Source organism: uncultured Streptococcus sp., assembly GCF_915066115.1.
In the GTDB taxonomy this organism is placed as follows: domain Bacteria; phylum Bacillota; class Bacilli; order Lactobacillales; family Streptococcaceae; genus Streptococcus.
In genome coordinates, this window is record NZ_CAJZDT010000002.1 from 1 (window position 1) to 21,611 (window position 21,611).

Here is a 21,611-nt window from a genome sequence, read left to right on the forward strand (position 1 = left end):
AGGAAGCTAGCCGCAGGCTGCTCAAAGCACAGCTTTTAGGTTGTAGATAAAGCTGACATAGTTTGAAGAGATTTTCGAAGAGTATAAAGCGTGTTCCCTAGCGAATATCTAGGTAATCCAAGACTAACTCACAGAACATCATATTAGCCCAAGAGAACCATTCGCGAGAGTAGAGAGTTGGGTCGTCCACGTGGAAGCTTTCATGCATGACACCTGTCCCCCCATCACAAACAACTAGCTGATCCAGCAAGAATTTCTTCTCTGCCTTATCACTTGTTGTCAAACCTTGGATAGAGAGGGCTATGGGCCAGATATAGCGATAGAAGGTATGAGAACTTCCGAGACCGCTAGCGTATTCTCCTTGGTAGAAGTATGGATTTTCAGGGCTCAGAATAGTGCGACGAGTAGCTTGGTAAACTTCATCATCGACCGAACAGTAGCCCAGATAAGGTGCAGCCAACAAACTTGGTACGTTTGGATCATCCATGATGCTGGCATTTCCTAGACCATCCACTTCAAAGGCATAAATCTTTTCGCCCTTGCTGTTGGTTGTGTAGGCGTAGTTTTCGATACCTTCTTGGATCTCCGCTTTGAGACGCTTAGCGTCTGTGATAACACTTTCGCTATCAGCTAGATTTGATGCTGCGAAGATCTCTTGCACATAACCCAAGACTACTACAGCAAACATATTGGACGGAATCAAGTAACTATACTGACAGCAGTCATCACTCGGACGAAAAGCTGACCAGGTCATGCCTGTCACTGCAAAATCAGGGCCAAAGCCATCATTTACCAAGGTATCTTCCTTGCGGTCCGTATCGCGGACAAAACGATAAGGAGAGTTATTATGGTCTTGTTCTACCGTCCAGAGATGGAGGATTTCCTTAGTCGCTGCGACAAAAGTCTCATCAAACTGACTAGTCTCGCCAGTCTCTTTCCAGAGGAGATAAGCCAACTGCAAAGGATAGCAAAGCGAGTCCACCTCGTACTTGCGTTCCCAAATCCAGCCATTCAGGTCTGTGTGGTCGGTCTCGTGGTGTCCCTTCCAGTTTTCCTCAATGTTGAAGGAATTGGCATAAGGATCCTTGAGTACCAAGGTCATCTGACGTTTGACCAAACCTGCAATGGTCTGACGCAGGAGGGCATCCCTTTTAGCCACATGCAGGTAGGGTCTGAGTTGGGCTGTCGAATCCCGAAGCCACATGGCAGGAATATCCCCAGTCAAGACAAAAGTTGAACCATCTTCTAGAATTTCAACCGTATTGTCCAAGGTATCTGTGTAGCAACGCTCGAAAACATCCACCCACTCTGGATGGTCCTTAGCCCGCTCTGCTACTTCATCTAGCCACTCTCTAACAATTTCTTTTGAATAAATCATCGTGCAGTATCCTCTTTCAAACAAGTTTCATTTTCAGTATATAGCTTTTGAGACAGAAAATACATACACAAATGATAGTCATTTTTCTACAAAATAGTTATCTTTGAAACTCCTTTTCTAAAGGCTATCTTTTTCTGATATAATGTAGAAAAACAGCTAAAGGAAAGACTATGAAACCACTACTTGAAACCATCGATACCCGCTTTGGTACTGCTAGCAAGCATGCCTTCTCTCGGGGAAATACCCTGCCATACACAGGCGTTCCTTTTGGGATGAATTACTTTGTGCCCCAGACCAGTGACCAGGATGGATCTTGGTTTTTTCGATCCACATCTGCCTATCTTTCAGGGGATTCGTTTAACCCACCAGCCCAGCCCTTGGATTGGGGACTACTCTTGGCTCCTTCTGACACCTGTCACAGGCCAGCTAGGCGGAGACAGCCTCTTCCATCGTCAGTCTTCCTACGATATGGATAAGTCCTCTTTCCAAGCTCATTATCTGAAGATTTTCTCCCTGCGCTATCAGATTGAAACCCAGCTCACACCTACTTGCTACGGCGCTTATATTCGTTTGGAGCAAAAGCAAGGCAAAGCCCTCTCCCTCTATCTTCACGCAGCAGATGAACTGACCGTGGAGCGAGTAGATAAGAGAAATCTTACCCTGCGACAAGAAGGAAAAACTGAGACCAACAAAAATCAACTGATACTCTTCACTACCTTGCAAATGAATACAGATATTCTTGCTGTCAGCCAAGAAAGCGAAGACTGGCGAATTGATCTGGCAGATAGCCATGCTGAGATTCAGCTAGCCACTTCTTTCATCTCTCCTTCTCAAGCTCTAATCAATCTACCTCAAGTAGATTTTGATAACTGTAAAGCAAGTGCCCAAGCGGATTGGGAAAATCTCCTCCATCGTTTTGACATTATAGAGACAGGAGAAGCTAACCGAACCTTCTTTGACCACTGTCTCTACAGACTCTTCCTCTTTCCTCAGACTTTTTATGAGGTTGATGAATCAGGGCAAGCCATCCATAAAGATCTGGCTACTGGAACTGTCAAGCCTGGTGTTCTCTTCAGTAACAATGGTTTCTGGGATACCTTCCGAACTACATTTCCCCTCTTTGCCCTTATCATACCTGAACACTACCACCGCTTCTTAGAAGGATTTCTCAATAACTACCGCGATACTGGTTTCCTTCCAAAATGGCTGGCTCCAGATGAACGGGGTATGATGCCAGGTACACTTTTAGACGGTATTATCGCAGATAGTGCCTGCAAGAACATGGCCCCTGACCTAGAAGAAGAACTCCTCCAAGCCATGCTTGAAACAGCCAGCAAGACCGACCCTCTCGGCATCAATGGCCGCCACGGACTAGCCCAATACCAAGAACTAGGCTACCTCTCTACAGACCACCACGAAAGCGTCAGCCATACCCTAGACTATGCCTATAGCGACTTTTGTATCGCCAGCTGTGCCAAAAAACTAGGGAAAACAGAAATCGCTGATACCTACATGGCTGCTTCACAAAATTACCGCCATCTATTTGACGCTAAGACAGGATACATGCGAGCGCGAGACAGCCAAGGCAACTTCCGCCCTGACTTCTCTCCTTATAGTTGGGGACGTGATTATGCCGAATGCTCTGCCATCCAAGCAACTTTAGGCGTCCTCCACGACATCCCAGACTTAATCCAACTTATGGGTGGAAAAGAAGCCTTTAGCAACTATCTTTTGAAAGTCTGTCAGGAGGCCCCCCTCTTTGAGACAACCGGCTATGGTTACGAGATTCACGAAATGAGCGAAATGGCTACTGCTCCTTTTGGACAAATAGCCATTTCCAACCAGCCGAGTTTCCACATTCCTTATCTATTCCGTTACAGCAACTACCCTGACTACACTGCCCTTCTCATCAAGACTCTCCGTCAGAAGGCCTTTCACCCAAGTTGGGAAGCCTATCCTGGCGATGAAGACAATGGCAGTCTCTCAGCCTGGTACATTTGGTCGGCTCTCGGATTTTATCCGACCTGTCCAGGCAAACCAAACTATGACCTCGGAATTCCTCTCTTTGACCATCTCCGAGTCTATCTTGCCAAAGAAGATAAATGGCTAGATATTTATGCTGAGCAAAACCACAGCCATTTTAACTTTGTAAAAGAATGCCGACTGGATAAGGTGCAAGTATCTAGCATTCAACATCAAGACCTCTTGAAAGCTGAGCAACTAACCTTTATACTTAGCTGGTTGCCAAGTCATCGCTAAATAATAAAAAATCTGCAATCCCCAAGGTTATCCACAAGTTGTGAATAACTATCCCAAACTGTGCTTAACTCTTTATTTACAGGAATTAAAACTACTTTATAATCCTAAAAAGTTACTAGATTGCTCATACCAATAAGAATTATCTCTAAAACAATCAGAAGTTATCCACACTTATCCACAACCTGTTAGTAACTTTTGTGAATCGTCTTGCTTAAGCTAAGACTTATCTCTCACGATCACTAAAAAAGAGCCTGACTCCAGGCTCTTTAGTCTATTATTTTTTCTCAGCACGGAGGGCTGACAAGATTTGTGTACGGATATCATCCACACCATTTGGTGTATTTGGTAAAAAGATAGTTTGATTTCCTTTAGAAGCAAAGGTATTCAAGGTATCCAAATATTGGTTGGTCAAGAGGATGGACATGATTTGCTCTTCTGTCATGCCAACATTGGCTTCCTTGAGTTCGGTTATAGACTCTGCCAATCCATCCACAATCGCCTTACGTTGTTGGGCAATCCCCACACCATGGAGGCGGTCTTTTTCTGCTTCGGCTTCAGCTGCAGTGACAATTTTAATCTTGTCAGCTTCCGCCAATTCTTGCGCTGCAACCCGCTTACGTTGCGCCGCATTGATTTCATTCATGGATTGCTTGACTTCTGCATCTGGTTCGACCTTGGTAATCAAGGTTTTCACAATAATGTAGCCGTAAGTGGTCATTTCTTCCGCTACTTGGTGCTGAACCTCAAGAGCAATCTCATCTTTTTTCTCAAACAATTCATCCAAAGTTAATTTGGGAACAGAAGAGCGAAGAGCGTCTTCGATATAAGATTTAATCTGAGATTCTGGACGCATAAGTTTATAGTAAGCATCTGTCACGCTCTGCTCATTAACACGGTACTGGGTCGCCACATTCATCATCACGAACACATTGTCCTTGGTCTTAGTCTCAACCACAATATCACTTTGCAACAAGCGCAACTGAATCCGCGCTGCAATCGAGTCAATCCCAAAAGGCAAGCGAATATGAATACCGCTATTGGCAACCTTTTGGTATTTCCCAAAGCGTTCAATAATCGCCACCGACTGCTGACGAACCACATAAACTGTACTCAGTGTGACTATCACCAATAGAAGCACACAAACCACCACAAAAATCATCAAAAATGTTGCCATTATCGTGACCTCCATCATTATTTTTCCTGTATTATAGCACATTTAAAGAAGGCTGTGCAGTTTTTACTGCGATTTTTCCTGAAATGTCAATAATTAGAGGTGAATTGTCACATTGTCGTCTGATTTCTTGCTAAACCAACTGGTAAAGAATTAGGTCTACCATGCTAGTTCTTTCTAACTCCGTTGATTATCAACATACTATCTAAACTTTACAAGTCGTGGACAAAGAAACGAAACAAGTAACGGTTAATCCCTTTAAAAGACTCACAAAAAACATCATTGAAGTGAACCGCACTCCAATAATTCAAGCATTAAGTGAGGTTGATGATCCAAATTTAATGTGGTATACTATTTTTGTCATCGGTTACCGATTACGTTCCTTACGGTTCGTGAGAGGAGGTGAAACTAATGAACCTTGCCCCAGAGCTCGTTCTTACTATTATAGCGGACGTCATAGCAGGAATTATCTTGTATTTCGTCTGCAAATGGCTAGATGGTAAGAAGTAGACCGAGTGACTAGCCTATCAACACCCGTTAAATCTCTAAGATACGTCAAAAAAGCCCTTAACTACTGGCATAGTTAGGGGCTTTGGTGTTCTAATGAACCTTGTCCGTTAAAATCATTCTAACATACAAGCCCCGATATTTCAAGAGTTTTATTTATTTTTTTAAAGCGCCTTATGTATCTGAAAGATCTATCATGAAGTTAGCCATCTAGTATCAAAAAACCGACTAGCTCCTATGAACTAGTCGGTTTCTCATCAATGCGCCAACATTTCTTGGGCGATTTCTTGGCCAGATAAATTATCTGGGTAGTAGGTTGGCCAGTTATCCATTTCTTCAAAGAGAGCTTCTTGGCTTGTACCTCCAAAGAAGATATGGAAATGTTCTGCCTTAACTGGGGCGATATTATGGTCACTAAACTGAACATACTTGAATTGTCCAGCGTCTGCATCTGTGGCTTCAAAGAGGAAGCGCACACCACGATTGCCTTTCTTGTAAGTCAAGATTTCCTTACCGACATACTTGTAAGTGTATTTCTTGCTTTGTCCACCCTGAACAAATTCCATAGTGTTATCAGTGATATTAATCTTAGTAACATCTGTCTGATAGCCTTTTGTATAGTAGGCCTTGTACTCAGCCTGAGTCATCTTACCAGTCAACTTAGCCTTGTAGTCAAAGACTTGGTCAAAAGTACCATCTTCAATGAAAGGATAAACTGATTGCCAATTACCTGCATAGTCACTCAAGGTGCGGTCCTTGACAGCTGCATCCTCAAAGTAACCATTTTGAACTGTCTTGGTATCCTCTGCCTTTTCAGGCTCAATTGCTGGGCCTTCTTGGTCTGTTGTTTGTTTCAAAGCCTTGAGGTTTTTCTCCATGATAGAGATGTAATTTTCTCCAGCCTTAGTGTCCTCTTCTGTCAGACTTTCTAAAGGATTGAGGACATCAGTTTTGACACCTGCCTCTTTTGAAAGTGTGTTAGCAAGGGCTTGTGAGGCATTTTCTTCAAAGTAAATATAGGCGATTTTATTTTTCTTGACGTACTCTGTCAATTCTGCCAGACGAGCAGCTGATGGCTCTGCATCTGGAGAGAGACCTGATATTGCGACTTGTTTGAGTCCATAGTCCAAGGCAAGATAATTAAAGGCTGCGTGCTGAGTCACAAAGCTCTTTTGTTTAGCTTGAGACAAGCCTTCTGCATAAGCCTTATCCAAGGCTTGCAATTTTTCGATATAGGCAGCAGCATTCTTTTCAAAGGTCTCTTTTTTATCAGGATAATCTGCTGACAAGCTATCACGGATGTGCTCTACAAGTTTAACGGCACGAACTGGTGATAACCAAACATGGGGATCGTACTCATGGTGATGGCCTTCTTCTCCATGGTCATGGTCTCCCTCTTCTTCCTCACCACCTGGCAAAAGCAACATATCGCCTGTCGCCTTGATGGTTTTGACCTTTTTCTTATCCAAAGTATCTAGCAATTTAGGGACCCATGTTTCCATGTTTTCATTTTCATAAACGAAGGTATCTGCGTCTTGGATTTTGGCAACTGCCTTGGCAGACGGTTCATATTCATGGGGTTCTGTACCAGCACCGATGAGGAGTTCTACATTAGCAGTATCTCCTGCGACTTGCTTGGTAAATTCATAGACAGGGTAAAAGGTTGTCACAATATTTAGTTTGCCATCTGCCTGCTTTTGATTAGAACAAGCCACTAAAAACAAGGCACATAGACTGGCGAACAATAAGCTAATTTTTTTCACGTTAGTCTCCTATTTGATAAAACGTCTTACTAAACTAATAAGTAAAAAGACAGTTACAAAAATAATGGTAATACTTGCACTTGCAGGTGTTTCTGCATAGTAGGAAATGTAAAGTCCTGCTACCATTCCCAAAAATCCAATAGCACTGGCAAGCAGCATAACCGATTTAAAGTTTTTACCCAGACGCAGGGCAATACTAGCTGGCAAGACCATAATGGTCGACACCAGAAGAGCTCCTGCTGCAGGAATCATAAGGGCAATAGCCACCCCTGTCACCATGTTAAAAAGAATAGACATGGTGCGAACTGGCAGACCATCCACAAAGGCCGTATCCTCATCAAAGGTCAAGATATACATTGGACGAAGGAAGAGGAAAGTCAAAATCAAGACAACCGCCGCAATGACAAAGAGGGAAATGACCTGTTCTTCACTAATAGTCACGATTGAACCAAAAAGATACTGGTCCAAACTCATTGAGCTAGAGCTTTTACCCTTGCTCATGACAATCAGAGAAACAGCCAGACCTGTTGACATGAGGATAGCTGTCCCGATTTCCATAAAGCTCTTGTAAACCGTACGGAGATACTCCAGGAAAACTGCCGCAATCAAGACAATGGCAATAGTGGAAATAGTCGGAGAAATCCCTAGTACCAGACCAAAGGCTACACCTGAAAGCGAGACGTGGCTGAGGGTATCACTCATCAAACTCTGACGGCGCAAGATAAGGAAGGTTCCAAGAACTGGCGAGAAAAGACTCATGGCAATAACAGCCAGAAAGGCACGTTGCATAAAGTCATAAGATAACAAACTAAGCATGGCCCACCTCCTGATCATTCTCATGAACGTTGAAACAACGCCATGGCGAGTCTTGGTTACGAACTAGATGAATATTGCGGTCCGCATAGTCCTTAACTTCTTCAGGGTCATGGGTAATCATTAAAACAGCCTTGCCATGATGATGGGCGCTGTGGTGCATGAGTTCGTAAAATTCATTTTTACTTCCTGCATCCATCCCCGTTGTTGGCTCATCTAGGATAAATACATCTGGGTCTGAAGCAAACATACGCGCGATCACCGCTCGCTGCTTTTGTCCCCCAGATAGAGAACCCAAGCGTTTGTCTCGGTGTTCCCACATCCCAACTGAGTCCAGACTAGCCTTGATATGCTCCTCATCATGAGCATTCAAGCGACGGAACCAACCTTTTCGCGGATAGCGACCCGACTTGACAAATTCATAAACCGTACTTGGAAAACCTGCATTAAAACTGGCAATCTGTTGAGGAAGGTAGGCTATTCTCAATTTCTTACCCTGCGTATTTGTCTTTGAAATGGTTACCTTACCAATGCGTGGTTGGAGAATTCCAAGACTGGCCTTAATCAGTGTCGTCTTAGCTGCCCCATTCTCCCCTGTCAAGGTAACAAATTCCCCACTATCAACACTATAATTGATATGTTCAAGAACAGGCTCCTTATCATAATAGAAGGATAAATCCTCTACCGTAATATATCTCATTATTTGATTTCTCCTACTAAAGCAGTCAAAAACCGCTGAATCACTTTTTGTTCATTTGGAGTAAACTGAGTCGCCACTTGTTCATAGGTTAAAAGTGTATGCTCATGGTGATGATGGTGCTCCTCAGCGATTGGACGAGCCAAATCAGTCAACTGATAAAAAATCACACGCGCATCCTTAGGATCTTTAGATGTTTCTAACATCCCTTCCTTGACCAAAGACTTAATGGCCTTGGTAACCGCCGCCTGACTGACATTGAGACGACGGGCCAATTCTGAATTTGTTAAAGATTCCTCCGACAAGAGCATGAGGATATGCTCCTGGGTATTGGTCAGGGCCACCTCGCTAGTGCAATGACCTATTAGAATTTCATGTTGGTTTTCCGCCTGCAAAATCACCTCATTCAAAAAGCCATCGATATCCTTCGCTAGCTGTCTCATATCTGACTCCTTTCCTTTTGGACTTCTCTTTTTTAAGAGAAAAATACTATTCTTTTAAATTTTATTTACCAGTTAATTATATCACAAGCAAAAAAAGAGTCAAGAAAAAACGTGAAAATAGGCTTCATTCTTGAACTCTTCTATATTATCTATTGAAATTCCTTGACATCTCCATCATAAGTCGCCCAATCTTTGCTGAAAAAGCGCTCATTCAGATGGTAAGTCGGAGCTGGTGTGGGATTGGATAGGAAAGGATCAACTGCCTTGTCAAAAGCCAACCAACCCAACCAACCAAGATGGATGGTATCCTTCATAAAGAAAGGCTCCCCGCCGTCCTTAGAAAAATCTGCTATATTGGTAAACCCTTGACTTTCTAACTGGTAGCGAATCTTCTGCACCGTTTGTTGGTACATATCCTCTCGTAGACCAGCATAGTCCATCCATTTTTTATTAACAGGCGGAATGATAAAAATCGGGTTTACCTTAGATTTAGAAAACTGGGTTAAGACCAGCTGCAGGTCATTATATTCTGGCGACTTAAGATAGGTAAAGCTTTTCTGAGAATCCTTTAATTTCTTCAAATCCTTCTTAATCTGCGTATTATAGAAATAATTCTCCATTCCCAGATCATTATTGGAAGTATTCTTTTCAGCATCTGCTTTAACAATATCTTCTATAGCTTGATAAGAAAACTGGTCTGGCAAGGTCTTTAAATACTTAACTACATGCTTATCATAATTGACATAGCCTCTAACTGAAAACTGACCAAAAAAGGAAGCTTGGCGTTCATTAAACCGAGCCAATAATTCAATCATTTCATTGTCTGCCGTCGACAATTCTTCTTTACTTGCCAACTTCTGAACCAGATCCTTCATAGCTACGTTTGGGAACTGCTGCAGTAAGCGAGTCGCTGCATATTGGCTAGCCTGATCTCCAGATTGATTTTCCAGAAAACTAGTCAACTGGTCTCCATTAAAATACTGCTGGAAGGCAGCTGGTTCATAGCCATTTTTACTGAACCACTGAGGTGAGATAACATACACAACTTGTTTATTCTCTAGCTGTGGCAACATCTGTTGCATTCCAAAATACTGGTTAAGCGATGCAGCTCCCCTCTGTCCTAAAAGATAAGGACGGTAGGAGCGATTGTATTTCTCAGCTAATACCGCAGGATGAGCACCGTCAAAACGAAGCCATTCACTAGAGCCAAAGAAGGGCACAAAACGCATATTTGGATCAGATAGTGCTCTGACTTTTTGACTTCGCTCCTTAAAACTATCGATAGTAGTAGCCACCGCTGAACGCTTTTCAGCTCCTAGATTATGATGCATCTCAGTAGGATAAAAGAAGATGAGCAGAAAAACCAACAAACCAGCTATCAAGACAGGTCCGAAGATCATCCATAAGCGTTTAAGCATTTTGTAGCTCCACAATACCAGCTATGATTTTATTAGCTGTATTCCAGTCGTCGCGACCAAACTCTGTTACAGGGACACGAATGTCAAAACGGTTCTCAATCTCCACAATCAACTCAACCGTTCCCATACTATCCAAGACACCTGCATCAAAAAGATCTTCATCCATCATGTCAGAAACATCTTCCATAAACAACTCATCAATAATTTCGATAACTTCTGATTTGATATCCATATTTTATTTCCTTTTATTTTTTAAACCATAAATCATTCAAAAATCCAGAAAAGATTAAGAATGACAGCATGACGACATGGAAGGTGATAACCATGCCAAGCAACTGAATCCAGCGATTCTCAGGTAGAGCAGGCTTCCCTGCTTTTTTCCGTTCCTTATTGAGTGTTTTTTTCTTACGAACCCAAGCGTCATTGATGACCAGCCCAATCCCATGAAAGAGTCCATAGGCGATATAGTACCAGGTCACACCGTGCCAAAATCCCATAATCAGCATATTTACAATGTAGGCCACACTTGAAGTTACATTGCGATTCTTAAAGACCTTCTTTCTGGTCAATACCATCACCATTCGCATAAAGACAAAGTCACGGAACCAGAAAGAAAGACTCATGTGCCAACGATTCCAAAATTCCTTTAAATCCCTTGATAAAAAAGGCTTGTTAAAGTTGATGGGACTACGGATTCCCATTAAGTTTGAGATAGCCAAGGCAAACATAGAGTAACCTGCAAAATCAAAGAAAAGCTCCAAACCAAAGGTATACATAACTGCCAAGGCATAGAGGTTAAAGAAGCCACCTGACTGCAGGGCTAGATTCTTCAGAGGAGGGAGTAAGGTCTCTCCTAAAACATGAGCTAGGATAAACTTGTACAAAAAGCCCCACATGATATAGCGAACAGATTCATCCAGCATATCCATCAACTCAGCTCGCTCAGGAATGGTCTGATAATTTTCATTAAATCGCTTAAAGCGATCGATTGGGCCACTTGAAAAGGTCGGCATGAAGAGAAGGAAACGGAGGAATTCCCAGAGGGAGAAATCCTTAATCACTCCATCTCTCAGCTCGATGATAATCCCAACCGAACGAAAGGTCAGGTAAGAAATTCCCAAAAAGCCAAGCAAAGACTGCGTTCCATTGATAGCTGGTTGCACCTTGACAAAGATAATCGGAAGGAGGGACAGAAAACTAACTAGGTAGAAGACCCACTTGCCATCCTTACTTTTTCGATAGTGCTTGTAGAAAAGCAAGAGCAATATTTCCCAGCACAGATAAATACCCAAGGCAGCCAATTGATTAGTCTTCCCACCTACCAGCATGGTAACGATAAAGAAGAGACTAACCAATACTTCATACCAGGCAAAGCGTTTCTTGAAAAAGAGACCAATAAAGATAGGCAAGGTGGCAGCAATCACATAGACAAAATACTGAGGATTGCCATATGGCTCTAAATGAGGAAGCTGTTGAAAGAACTCCATCATCTCTTATTCACCTCGTTAATCAATCCTTTGATGTCAATCTTTCCATTTGGAGTCAGTGGCAAACTGTCTCGATAAAGGAATTTAGATGGCATCATATAGGACATCATGATGTCTGCCAGGTCTTCCTTGATAGCCTTGGTAATATCGATATCACGTTCAAACTGCTCGCGCACACCATCTTTTAAGATGACATAGGCTAGCAGATTTTGTACCTTGTGGTCCTTGTTATAACGTGGAACTGCGACAGCCGACTCGATATAGCGAGACTTATTAAGGTTTTGAGAGACATCTTCTAACTCAATGCGGTAACCGTTGAACTTAATCTGGAAGTCCATGCGTCCACCGTAGAGAAGCAAGCCTTCATCTGTCATGGTTCCAACATCGCCTGTGTGATAGGCTGGTAGACCTTCAAACTCAAAGAAGGCTTCCGCTGTTTTTTCAGGATTGTTCATATAACCTTTTGAAACAGCTGGTCCTGATACAATGATTTCTCCCTGTTGACCATTTGGCAATTTATTGCCATTCTCATCAATGATAAAGGTTGGAGAATCCGCCTTGGTATAGCCGATTGGTAAGCGTTTGAGAGTCGCCAACATCTCGTCTGTCACGGCAACAGCTGATAGGGCTACTGTCGCTTCTGTTGGGCCGTAGGCATTGATAATACGGGCATGTGGGAAACGCTCACGCAGTTTTTGAGCCGTTTTAACCGTCAATTCTTCGCCATCAAAGTAGAAATGCGTGATTCCAGGCATTTTCTCACTATTAAAGTCTTCTGACAACATGGCCATATCCGCAAAAGAAGGGGTTGATGTCCAGATAGCGATTGGCAATGAAAAGATGGTCGCAAAGAGTTGCTTAAAGTCCTGAGTAATAGCCGAAGGAAGAGCGAAAAGTGTACCACCAAGTGCCAAGGTCGGAGCCCAGTACATGACAGACAGGTCAAAAGAATAAGGTGGCTGAGCCAGCATTTGCGGACGACTTGGCGTCGCAAATTCCTTATCCGTAATCATCCAGTTGGTAAAGCTGAGGAGATTATCATGGGAAATCTGCACTCCCTTTGGCTTACCAGTCGTACCAGAAGTGAAGATAATGTAGTAATTATCATCTCCCTTGACTGGATGCGTGATCTCATAGCTATTCCCTTGAGCAAAGGTTTCATGAACCTGAGCTAGATTCAACATCGGTGTAGAAACCTGCTCTAATGGGAAGTCTGAAACGGCAATAATCAAGCTTGGCTCAGCTACTTCTAAAATAGCCGAAACTCGCTCCAAGGCCGAATGGCTATCAATTGGAATGTAGGCATGTCCTGACTTAGTCAAGGCTACAAAAGTTGCCAACATTTCATATTCTTGGCCTCCAAAAACAACCACAGGAGACTTCTCAGGCAAGCCTAGTTGGTCAATGGCTGCAGCCAAACTATCCGAATCAGCCTTTAAATCTCCATAAGTGTGTTCCTGCCCCAAAACATTGTAGACAGGATAGCTAGGCTGTGTCTGAGTAAAATGCTCAATGGTTTCAATCATATCTACTATTGGTTTATTTGACACAATAGAATTCTCCTTCAGATTAAAATTCATTATAGATAAAGCTTCCTTGACCCTGACCAAGATAGCTAAAGAAGTAAAGCAGCCCTAGAAAGATAAAAAAATACAAGGCTGTTCGACCAAGAAAAAGGTACAATTCTTTTCTCTGTTTCATCAAGAAAAACCATTCATTTCTGTAATTTTTGCTAAATAAGATAGACTCTTACTATAGTATTTTTCTACCATTGTACCACTTTATAGGGTGATTTTTCAATTGTTTACCGCACATTCTCACTAGATTTCAGCTTATTTTAAGAATTATGCGGTTTTTATGCATATTTTAAAAGAAAAGAACCTGAAATTTTCATCTCAAGCTCTATCAACATAATTGTTTTCTAGATTAGAAAAGTGAGAATACAAGCACGGCCAAGGCTGCACCGAGGATAGGTCCCACAACAGGAATCCAGGCATAAGACCAGTCTCCGTCTCCCTTGTTTGAAATTGGAAGGATACTGTGCATGATACGAGGTCCAAGGTCACGAGCTGGATTCAAGGCAGAACCTGTTGTCCCACCTAATGATAGACCGATACCGACAATCAAAGTCCCCACTGCGAAGGTTCCGATTCCTGCTTGAAGGTCATAAAGTCCCAAGGCAAAGATTGTCAACACCAAAACAAAGGTTCCAAGGATTTCACTAATCAAGTTTGATACAGTATCTTTGATGGCCGGTCCAGTACTGAAGGTTGCTAGGATATTGCCTGCATTTTCTTCTGCCTCATAATGCGGTTTGAATTGCAACCAAACCAAAATCTGACCCAGCATAGCCCCTGCGAACTGGGCTAGGATATAAGGCAAAACGGAAGCCCAAGGCAAGTCACCTTTTAAAGCTACACCAATGGTCACAGCTGGGTTTAAATGAGCTGGACTAAGTTTGCCAGATACAAATGCTGCAACCGCAACTGCAATCCCCCAACCCATCGTAATCACAATCCAACCTGCATTGTTGCTCTTGGTTTTAGGAAGAACCACACCTGCTACAACACCATTTCCTAGAAGAATTAGGATTAAAGTCCCTAGAAATTCTCCAAATAATTCATTCATCATCTTTCTGTCTCCATTAAAAATAAGGGGCGGGCGGCAAGGAATGCTGCCCTCCACCTCTTTTATTTTTTCTTAATTTTTTAATTCTGCTAAATCGTTGTTAGCAAGAGCTGCTTCGACATCCGCACGGTAAGTTGCTTTCTCGTCTTCTGTCCAGTCATAGAATCGTCCCATTTCATCTAAAACTGGCTCAACGATGCTATCCAAACTATCACGCATAAAGAGCATGTGGTTGGTACGACGAAGAAGGAAGTCAACTGGGCTCAGAGCCAACTCATTGCGCATTGCATAGTGAAGTGACAAAGTATCCGCCAAACTGAGTCCTGGTGCTTGTTCCAAACTATGAGCAAGAGCAAAGACTTTCGGTGCATTTGAACCGTAGAGATTTGCGAGATAGTGAGCTTCCTTGCTATCCAAGCCACGTGACACTCCAAGTTGCGCAAAGGCTTCGATTTCTGAGTCCACATTTGCTGGGTTCAATTCCCCACCTGAAACAGGGTAAGTCTTAGAATTGATGAGTTTAAAGCTACGGTCAAATTCTGCTTTGAGGATGTCAACCACGCGCTCCATAGCTCCTTCAGCCATCTTACGGTAGTCTGTGATTTTACCACCAGCAAGGGTCAAGAGGCCATTGTCATCTCGGTCCAAGCTCGAACCACGTGAAACTGCAGATGGGTCCAAATGTTTCTCAGAGGTACTGCTTTCAAGCTTGCTGACAGCAGACTCAACATCTTCACGCGTTTTTTCTTTAGAGAGATAAGATTCAACAGTCGCAATCAAGTTGTTAAAGCTTTCATCACTGATGGTTCCGTTATTTCCTCCATTGTAGTCAGAAGCGCTATTGCCTGCGATCAATGGACGAAGACCTGCCCAGCTACTTTCGATATCATCAATGGTAATGTTTGCTTCTGGGAAGCGGTTGTTGACAATGCCAAGTAGATAATCTACATCTTCCTGAGTCACTTTTGGATGTTCCAAATCCCCTGTGTAGTCTGTATCCGTTGTACCAAAGTAAGTCTTGTTTTCACGCGGGAGAACAAAGACCATACGACCATCTCCCAAACCAGTGTCAAAGTAAACTGGCTGTGAAACCTTGATCTTGCTTGAGTCCACTACCAAGTGAACTCCCTTAGTTGGACGCATTTGTGAGAATTGGGTTCCCTTATTAGACAAGTTACGTACTTTATCACTCCAAGGACCTGTTGTGTTAATCACCAGACGGGCCTTGATTTCAAAGACTTGGTCTGTCAAGAGATCACGAGCTACAACACCTGTAATCTTGCCACTTTCGTCAAAGAGGAAGCCTTCTGCCTTCACGTGGTTAGCAATGAGGGCACCGTCTTGGTTGGCACGTTTGATATTTTCAATCACGAGACGCGCATCGTTGTTACGGAAGTCAAGGTAAACCCCACCTCCTACCAAGCCTTCTTTCTTCAAGTTTGGCTGGCGTTCCAAGACTTCTTCCTTACTCAAAACCTTGTTAGCAGCTGGCGTGTTGTTAACTCCTGCCAAAAGGTCGTACAAGTCCATGGCTACTTTAAGACGGAAGAGGCTAAAGGTCGCTCCATCTTCGTCGTAAACTGGTAAGAGCATTGGGTCTGGTTTCGGAATGTGGGGAGCGATTTGTTGAACTACAGCACGTTCAGAAACAGTGTCTGATACCACTTCTACGTCGAATTGTTTGAGGTAACGAAGACCACCGTGAACCAATTTTGTTGAACGGCTAGATGTTCCTTCTGCGAAGTCCTGCATTTCAATCAAACCAGTCTCAAGACCGCTAGCTGCCGCCTGCAAGGCTACACCAGCCCCTGTGATTCCTCCACCGATAATCAAGAGGTCCAGGGTACGTTCCTGCATTTTTTTAATTGATAATTCACGTGTTTTCTTTGAAAATTCCATATTTACACACTTTCTAACTAAGTCGCTTTATTCTTCCAGTATTAGTCGTCGATTTCCGCAAAGACTTGCGTTGCTTTCACAGCCTTCTTCCAGCCCTTGTAGAGTTGTTCCTTGCGCGATTCGTTCATAGATGGTTCAAAGAGTTCTCCTGTCTCGTTCAAGAGTTTCAACTCATCCAAGTCCTTCCAATAGCCTACTGACAAACCAGCTAGGAAGGCTGCTCCTAGAGCTGTTGTTTCCAAGTTTTTGGCGCGTGCGATATCGATTCCCAAAATGTCAGCTTGGAACTGCATGAGGAAATTGTTCATAGCTGCACCACCGTCTACTTTCAAGACTTGGATAGCTGTCTGAGCATCCACTTGCATGGTGTCGATGATGTCACGTACTTGATAAGCAATAGATTGCAAAGTCGCCTTGATAAAGTCTTCTTTACTTGTTCCACGAGTTAAGCCAAAGACAGAACCGCGAGCGTTTTGGTTCCAGTATGGAGCACCTAGACCTGTAAAGGCTGGAACGACATAAACTTCATCATTGTTGTGAGAATCACGGGCATATTTTTCAGATTCTGGTGAATTTTCAACCATGCGAAGTCCATCACGAAGCCACTGAATGGCGCTGCCTGCGATGAAGATTGAACCTTCCAAGGCATAGTAAACCTTGCCATTGATTCCGTAACCAATGGTTGTTAATAGGTTGTTCTCAGACAACTGCATCTCTTCACCAGTATTCATGATGATGAAAGAACCTGTTCCATAAGTATTCTTGACCATACCTGGTTCAAAGGCCAACTGTCCAAAGAGGGCTGCTTGTTGGTCCCCAGCCATACCTGAGATTGGCACTTCTCCACCGTAGAAATGGAATGGAGCTGTCTTACCATAGATTTCAGAGTTAGAACGAACTTCTGGCAACATAGCCTTTGGAATGTTGAGGATTTCCAAAATCTCATCATCCCATTTAAGTTCTTTAATGTTATAAAGCATGGTACGAGCTGCATTTGAGTAGTCCGTCACGTGAGCCGCACCGTCAGTCAATTTCCAAACCAACCAAGTATCGATGGTACCAAAGAGCAATTCCCCTTTTTCTGCTCGCTCTTGAGCACCTTCTACATGATCCAAAATCCAACGAACCTTGGTAGCAGAGAAGTAAGCATCGATGATCAAACCAGTCTTTTCATGGAATTTTTCCACATAACCTTGACTTTTTAGTTGTTCAGCCAAAGGAGCTGTCTGACGTGATTGCCAAACGATAGCATTGTAGATAGGGAGCCCTGTTTTCTTATCCCAGACGACAGTTGTTTCACGCTGGTTGGTAATCCCGATTGCTTCGATTTGATTTGGCTTGACACCACTTTCGATGAAAGCACCCGCAATAACTGACTGAACAGAGTTCCAAATTTCATTAGCATTGTGCTCTACCCAACCTGCCTGAGGGAAAATCTGGGTAAACTCTTTTTGACTCGAGCTAACTTTTTCTCCTTTTTTGTTGAAAATAATGGCACGAGAACTTGTAGTTCCCTGGTCAATGGCCATAATGTATTTTTCTTGTGACATGTGCTGTCCTCCTGATAAAGATCTTGAGGATGTTTCCTCTTTACACTAACTAGTATACAAAATAAAGCGCTTTCTTATTCATCAACTTTTTTTAATTTTTTAAAAAATGTGAGTAGATTGTGTGAATTTCACAAAAAAGACCTGGAACAACCAAGCCTTTTAAGTGAATAATAACTGACGAATCGCTGCCAAATCTTCCAAATCCAAGTCGTTTTTTAAATAATAAACTGGAGTCTGTTCCTTCTTATGAATCGGGTTATTGGTAACCAGCAAATCATAATGTCGAGTTCGGTCATAGGCTTCAATGGTAATAAAACGATTGTATTCCAAATACCGTTTCAAAATGGCTGCCATCCTTGAAAAGACAAGAAAACCTGATGTCAAATCCAAACCAATCCGCATATGCTGGCCACCATTTTCAGCCATATATTCAATTAACTGGAGCCATTCCCAGAGAATTTTCTTATCCAAATCCGTCCCCTGCTGAAAGGCAGGCAAGGCATGAAAAATCTCCTCTGCCGTTCCCCTAAAATCATGTTCCATCAAAAAATAAGGATGACGATTCTCCAACTGGTACTTGTAGCGGTCCTGTAAAATATAGCCCTTATAGAGATAGACTTGAGCACAAAGCTGACTGAGTTCATAGGTAACGTGATCCTCTGTATAATCACCCAGCAACTCCTCCTTCTTCATTTCTTGAATCAACTGTGTCAGCAAATCGGCCAACTGCCCTCCAAAACCAAGGATATATTCCATAGTATGAAGAGGAAGAATGCGATGAGATAGGAGGAAAGAGAAGAAAATCATCATCTCCCCATCCTCAGTTCCTAGAGGAAGGTGTTGTCCAGCGCAAAAGGACGGAGCCTTTCGATGCAAACGAAGGTAGAAAATATTGTCAAAATACCCTCGCATTTTCTCTTCTATGACTTGAAACTGACAGGCATTGACCCGAAGACGCTGTTGACTGATATGAGTCCAGAGAACCAAGTCCAATTTCTGACCCGAAGACAAACTTGCACCGCAGATTTCTTCTAAAGTAGCAATCTCCTGTTTTCTCTCTGGTTTCTGCATGTGACCTTCCCATTCCTGACTCGACCAGACCTTGCGGAAAAGACAGAAATAGAAATAGCGAATCTGATGCTCTGGACCTCGCCAACGTCCATTTTGGATGGATAAGTCAAATTCTGACAAAATCTGATTCAAACTAGCTAAGTGGCGACCAAGCGTAGCCTCGCTAATCATCAATTCTTGAGCCAGCTGATGGGCTAAAAACTGTTGGTGGTAGAGAAGATAGACCAAAATCTGGTATTTAACAGCATTCTCCAAAAACAGGCTCCGAATATCTCTCCCCTTGGTAGCTGCACCGATCGACAGGCGCAGATTTTCATCTTCTAAGGAGATATTCAGCTCTAAGCCACTGTTCAAAGCCTTGTCATTGAGTAGGGTGACATATTTGGTTAGGGTTGCTTTTGAAAATCCTGTTTCCTCCATTACAGCCTTGACGGTCGTCTGAGACTCTTGTAATAGAAAGGAAAGGATTGAAAATTGGCCAGATTCAGCCTTTTCCATCAAATCTCCTAAATACATTTGTTACCCCTTTCATTTTCTACCTTAAGCATAGCATAAATCTTACAAATGCTGAAATAATCTGTTTCTCTTTTTATTTTCATGCTAATTTCCCAGTCCATTATCCTGAAAATCAGCAAACACACGGCTCCCCCTTTGGGCATTTTTATGCTAAAATAGTAGCTATGGATAAAATTATTAAAACTATATCAGAAAGCGGAGCCTTTCGTGCATTTGTCCTTGATAGCACAGAAACCGTCCGCACTGCTCAAGAAAAACACCAAACCCAAGCTAGCTCAACTGTAGCGCTTGGTCGAACTCTTATCGCTAGCCAGATTCTCGCAGCCAATGAAAAAGGAAATACCAAACTAACCGTTAAGGTGCTGGGCTCTAGCTCTCTAGGCGCTATCATCACCGTCGCTGATACCAAGGGTAACGTCAAAGGCTACGTTCAAAATCCTGGTGTTGACATCAAAAAGACTGCGACTGGTGAAGTTCTAGTCGGACCTTTTGTTGGAAATGGTCAATTTCTCGTTATCACAGACTACGGTACTGGAAATCCCTACAACTCTATGACTCCCCTTATCTCTGGGGAAATTGGTGAAGACCTTGCCTTTTACCTGACTGAAAGCCAACAAACGCCTTCAGCAGTCGGCCTCAATGTCCTTTTGGACGAGGAAGACAAAGTCAAGGTTGCAGGCGGTTTCCTAGTTCAAGTCTTGCCAGGAGCCAAGGAAGAAGAGATTGTTCGCTTTGAAAAACGCATCCAAGAAATGCCAGCTATCTCAACCCTTCTGGAAAGCGACGACCATATCGAAGCCCTCCTTAAGGCTATCTACGGTGACGAGGCCTACAAGCGTCTCTCTGAAGAAGAAATCCGTTTCCAATGTGACTGTAGCCATGAACGCTTTATGAACGCTCTTGCCAGCCTTCCAAGCTCAGACTTACAGGAAATGAAAGAGGAAGACCACGGGGCAGAAATCACTTGTCAATTCTGCCAAACAACTTATAACTTTGATGAAAACGACCTGGAGGAACTCATTTGTGACAAATCTTAATACACCCTTTATGATTGGCAATGTTGAGATTCCCAATCGTACCGTTTTAGCACCTATGGCCGGCGTGACCAACTCAGCCTTTCGTACCATCGCAAAAGAACTCGGAGCTGGACTCGTTGTCATGGAAATGGTCTCTGACAAGGGAATCCAATACAACAACGAAAAAACCCTGCACATGCTTCATATCGATGAGGGCGAAAACCCTGTCTCTATCCAACTTTTTGGTAGCGATGAAGACAGCCTAGCGCGCGCAGCAGAATTCATCCAAGAAAACACTAAGACCGATATCGTCGATATCAATATGGGCTGCCCTGTTAACAAAATCGTGAAGAACGAAGCTGGCGCTATGTGGCTCAAGGACCCAGACAAGATTTACTCTATCATCAACAAGGTCCAATCTGTCCTTGATATACCCCTTACTGTCAAAATGCGTACAGGCTGGGCTGATCCATCTCTGGCAGTAGAAAATGCCCTCGCTGCTGAAGCTGCGGGTGTTTCTGCCCTTGCTATGCATGGCCGTACCCGCGAACAAATGTATACAGGTCATGCAGACCTTGAGACCCTTCACAAGGTCGCTCAAGCACTGACAAAAATTCCATTCATCGCTAACGGTGACATCCGTACGGTCCAAGAAGCCAAACAACGTATCGAAGAAGTCGGTGCTGACGCAGTCATGATTGGCCGCGCTGCCATGGGGAATCCTTACCTCTTCAACCAAATCAACCACTACTTTGAAACAGGAGAAATCCTGCCTGATTTGACCTTTGAGGACAAGATGAAAATCGCCTACGAACACTTGAAACGCTTGATTAACCTCAAAGGGGAAAATGTCGCAGTTCGTGAGTTCCGTGGACTCGCTCCTCACTACCTCCGTGGAACATCTGGCGCTGCCAAACTCCGTGGAGCCATTTCACAAGCTAGCACCCTAGCAGAGATTGAGGCTCTCTTACAATTAGATAAAGCTTAATTTGAGA

General features: G+C 43.2%; 17 protein-coding genes and 1 pseudogene. 3 read left to right on the top strand and 15 right to left on the bottom strand.

What is annotated here, in order from left to right:
* Window positions 1–97: 97 nt before the first annotated feature.
* On the bottom strand, window positions 98–1,378 hold the full coding sequence (locus QZ565_RS00205; protein ID WP_295524106.1) for a glycoside hydrolase family 125 protein: 1,281 nt from the start codon (window positions 1,376–1,378) through the stop codon (window positions 98–100).
* A 170-nt stretch (window positions 1,379–1,548) separates the two neighbouring features.
* Here QZ565_RS00205 and QZ565_RS00210 point away from each other — a divergent pair.
* Window positions 1,549–3,637, top strand: a pseudogene (locus tag QZ565_RS00210) (GH92 family glycosyl hydrolase).
* A gap of 274 nt (window positions 3,638–3,911) precedes the next feature.
* Here the strand turns inward: QZ565_RS00210 and QZ565_RS00215 are convergent.
* From QZ565_RS00215 to QZ565_RS00280, 14 genes are all read right to left on the bottom strand, one after another.
* Complete coding sequence (locus tag QZ565_RS00215) at window positions 3,912–4,796, bottom strand: SPFH domain-containing protein (RefSeq protein WP_004235732.1); 885 nt, start codon at window positions 4,794–4,796, stop codon at window positions 3,912–3,914.
* Between the two features lie 776 nt (window positions 4,797–5,572).
* Window positions 5,573–7,078 (bottom strand): zinc ABC transporter substrate-binding lipoprotein AdcA, encoded by a 1,506-nt coding sequence (gene adcA / locus QZ565_RS00220; protein ID WP_295524108.1) that lies wholly within the window; start codon window positions 7,076–7,078, stop codon window positions 5,573–5,575.
* A 9-nt stretch (window positions 7,079–7,087) separates the two neighbouring features.
* Window positions 7,088–7,894 carry a metal ABC transporter permease gene (locus QZ565_RS00225; RefSeq protein ID WP_000950030.1) on the bottom strand — a complete coding sequence of 269 codons (807 nt, stop codon included), beginning with the start codon at window positions 7,892–7,894 and terminating at the stop codon, window positions 7,088–7,090.
* Complete coding sequence (locus QZ565_RS00230; protein ID WP_001269496.1) at window positions 7,887–8,591, bottom strand: metal ABC transporter ATP-binding protein; 705 nt, start codon at window positions 8,589–8,591, stop codon at window positions 7,887–7,889. The genes QZ565_RS00225 and QZ565_RS00230 overlap by 8 nt, the downstream gene beginning before the upstream one ends.
* A complete protein-coding gene (adcR, locus tag QZ565_RS00235) occupies window positions 8,591–9,031 on the bottom strand; it encodes a zinc-dependent transcriptional regulator AdcR (protein ID WP_001249314.1) in 441 nt (146 codons plus the stop codon). The genes QZ565_RS00230 and adcR overlap by 1 nt, the downstream gene beginning before the upstream one ends.
* Window positions 9,032–9,180: 149 nt before the next feature.
* Window positions 9,181–10,449 carry a D-alanyl-lipoteichoic acid biosynthesis protein DltD gene (gene dltD, locus QZ565_RS00240; RefSeq protein ID WP_295524113.1) on the bottom strand — a complete coding sequence of 423 codons (1,269 nt, stop codon included), beginning with the start codon at window positions 10,447–10,449 and terminating at the stop codon, window positions 9,181–9,183.
* Entirely contained in the window at window positions 10,442–10,681 is a 240-nt protein-coding gene (gene dltC, locus QZ565_RS00245; RefSeq protein WP_000351967.1) for a D-alanine--poly(phosphoribitol) ligase subunit DltC, read from the bottom strand. Before dltC ends, dltD begins: the two co-directional genes overlap by 8 nt.
* A gap of 13 nt (window positions 10,682–10,694) precedes the next feature.
* Window positions 10,695–11,939 (bottom strand): D-alanyl-lipoteichoic acid biosynthesis protein DltB, encoded by a 1,245-nt coding sequence (gene dltB / locus QZ565_RS00250; protein ID WP_295524115.1) that lies wholly within the window; start codon window positions 11,937–11,939, stop codon window positions 10,695–10,697.
* Window positions 11,936–13,486, bottom strand: coding sequence for a D-alanine--poly(phosphoribitol) ligase subunit DltA (gene dltA, locus QZ565_RS00255; protein ID WP_295524117.1), 1,551 nt, complete (start codon window positions 13,484–13,486; stop codon window positions 11,936–11,938). Before dltA ends, dltB begins: the two co-directional genes overlap by 4 nt.
* 19 nt (window positions 13,487–13,505) lie before the next feature.
* Entirely contained in the window at window positions 13,506–13,637 is a 132-nt protein-coding gene (locus QZ565_RS00260; protein ID WP_044790973.1) for a teichoic acid D-Ala incorporation-associated protein DltX, read from the bottom strand.
* Between the two features lie 225 nt (window positions 13,638–13,862).
* Window positions 13,863–14,567 carry an MIP/aquaporin family protein gene (locus QZ565_RS00265; RefSeq protein ID WP_295524120.1) on the bottom strand — a complete coding sequence of 235 codons (705 nt, stop codon included), beginning with the start codon at window positions 14,565–14,567 and terminating at the stop codon, window positions 13,863–13,865.
* 69 nt (window positions 14,568–14,636) lie between these two features.
* The gene (gene glpO, locus QZ565_RS00270; protein ID WP_084947719.1) at window positions 14,637–16,463 is read right to left on the bottom strand and encodes a type 1 glycerol-3-phosphate oxidase; all 1,827 of its coding nucleotides are present in this window, start codon (window positions 16,461–16,463) and stop codon (window positions 14,637–14,639) included.
* Between the two features lie 41 nt (window positions 16,464–16,504).
* Window positions 16,505–18,013: a glycerol kinase GlpK gene (gene glpK / locus QZ565_RS00275; RefSeq protein WP_020902154.1), complete on the bottom strand. Its 1,509-nt coding sequence runs from the start codon at window positions 18,011–18,013 to the stop codon at window positions 16,505–16,507.
* A 159-nt stretch (window positions 18,014–18,172) separates the two neighbouring features.
* Window positions 18,173–19,600, bottom strand: a complete 1,428-nt coding sequence (locus tag QZ565_RS00280; RefSeq protein WP_049499133.1) for a helix-turn-helix domain-containing protein — start codon at window positions 19,598–19,600, stop codon at window positions 18,173–18,175.
* 164 nt (window positions 19,601–19,764) lie between these two features.
* Between QZ565_RS00280 and hslO the strand changes: the two genes are divergently transcribed.
* Window positions 19,765–20,637 carry an Hsp33 family molecular chaperone HslO gene (gene hslO / locus QZ565_RS00285; RefSeq protein WP_295524127.1) on the top strand — a complete coding sequence of 291 codons (873 nt, stop codon included), beginning with the start codon at window positions 19,765–19,767 and terminating at the stop codon, window positions 20,635–20,637.
* Entirely contained in the window at window positions 20,624–21,604 is a 981-nt protein-coding gene (gene dusB / locus QZ565_RS00290; protein WP_000183308.1) for a tRNA dihydrouridine synthase DusB, read from the top strand. The genes hslO and dusB overlap by 14 nt, the downstream gene beginning before the upstream one ends.
* Window positions 21,605–21,611 lie beyond the last annotated feature (7 nt).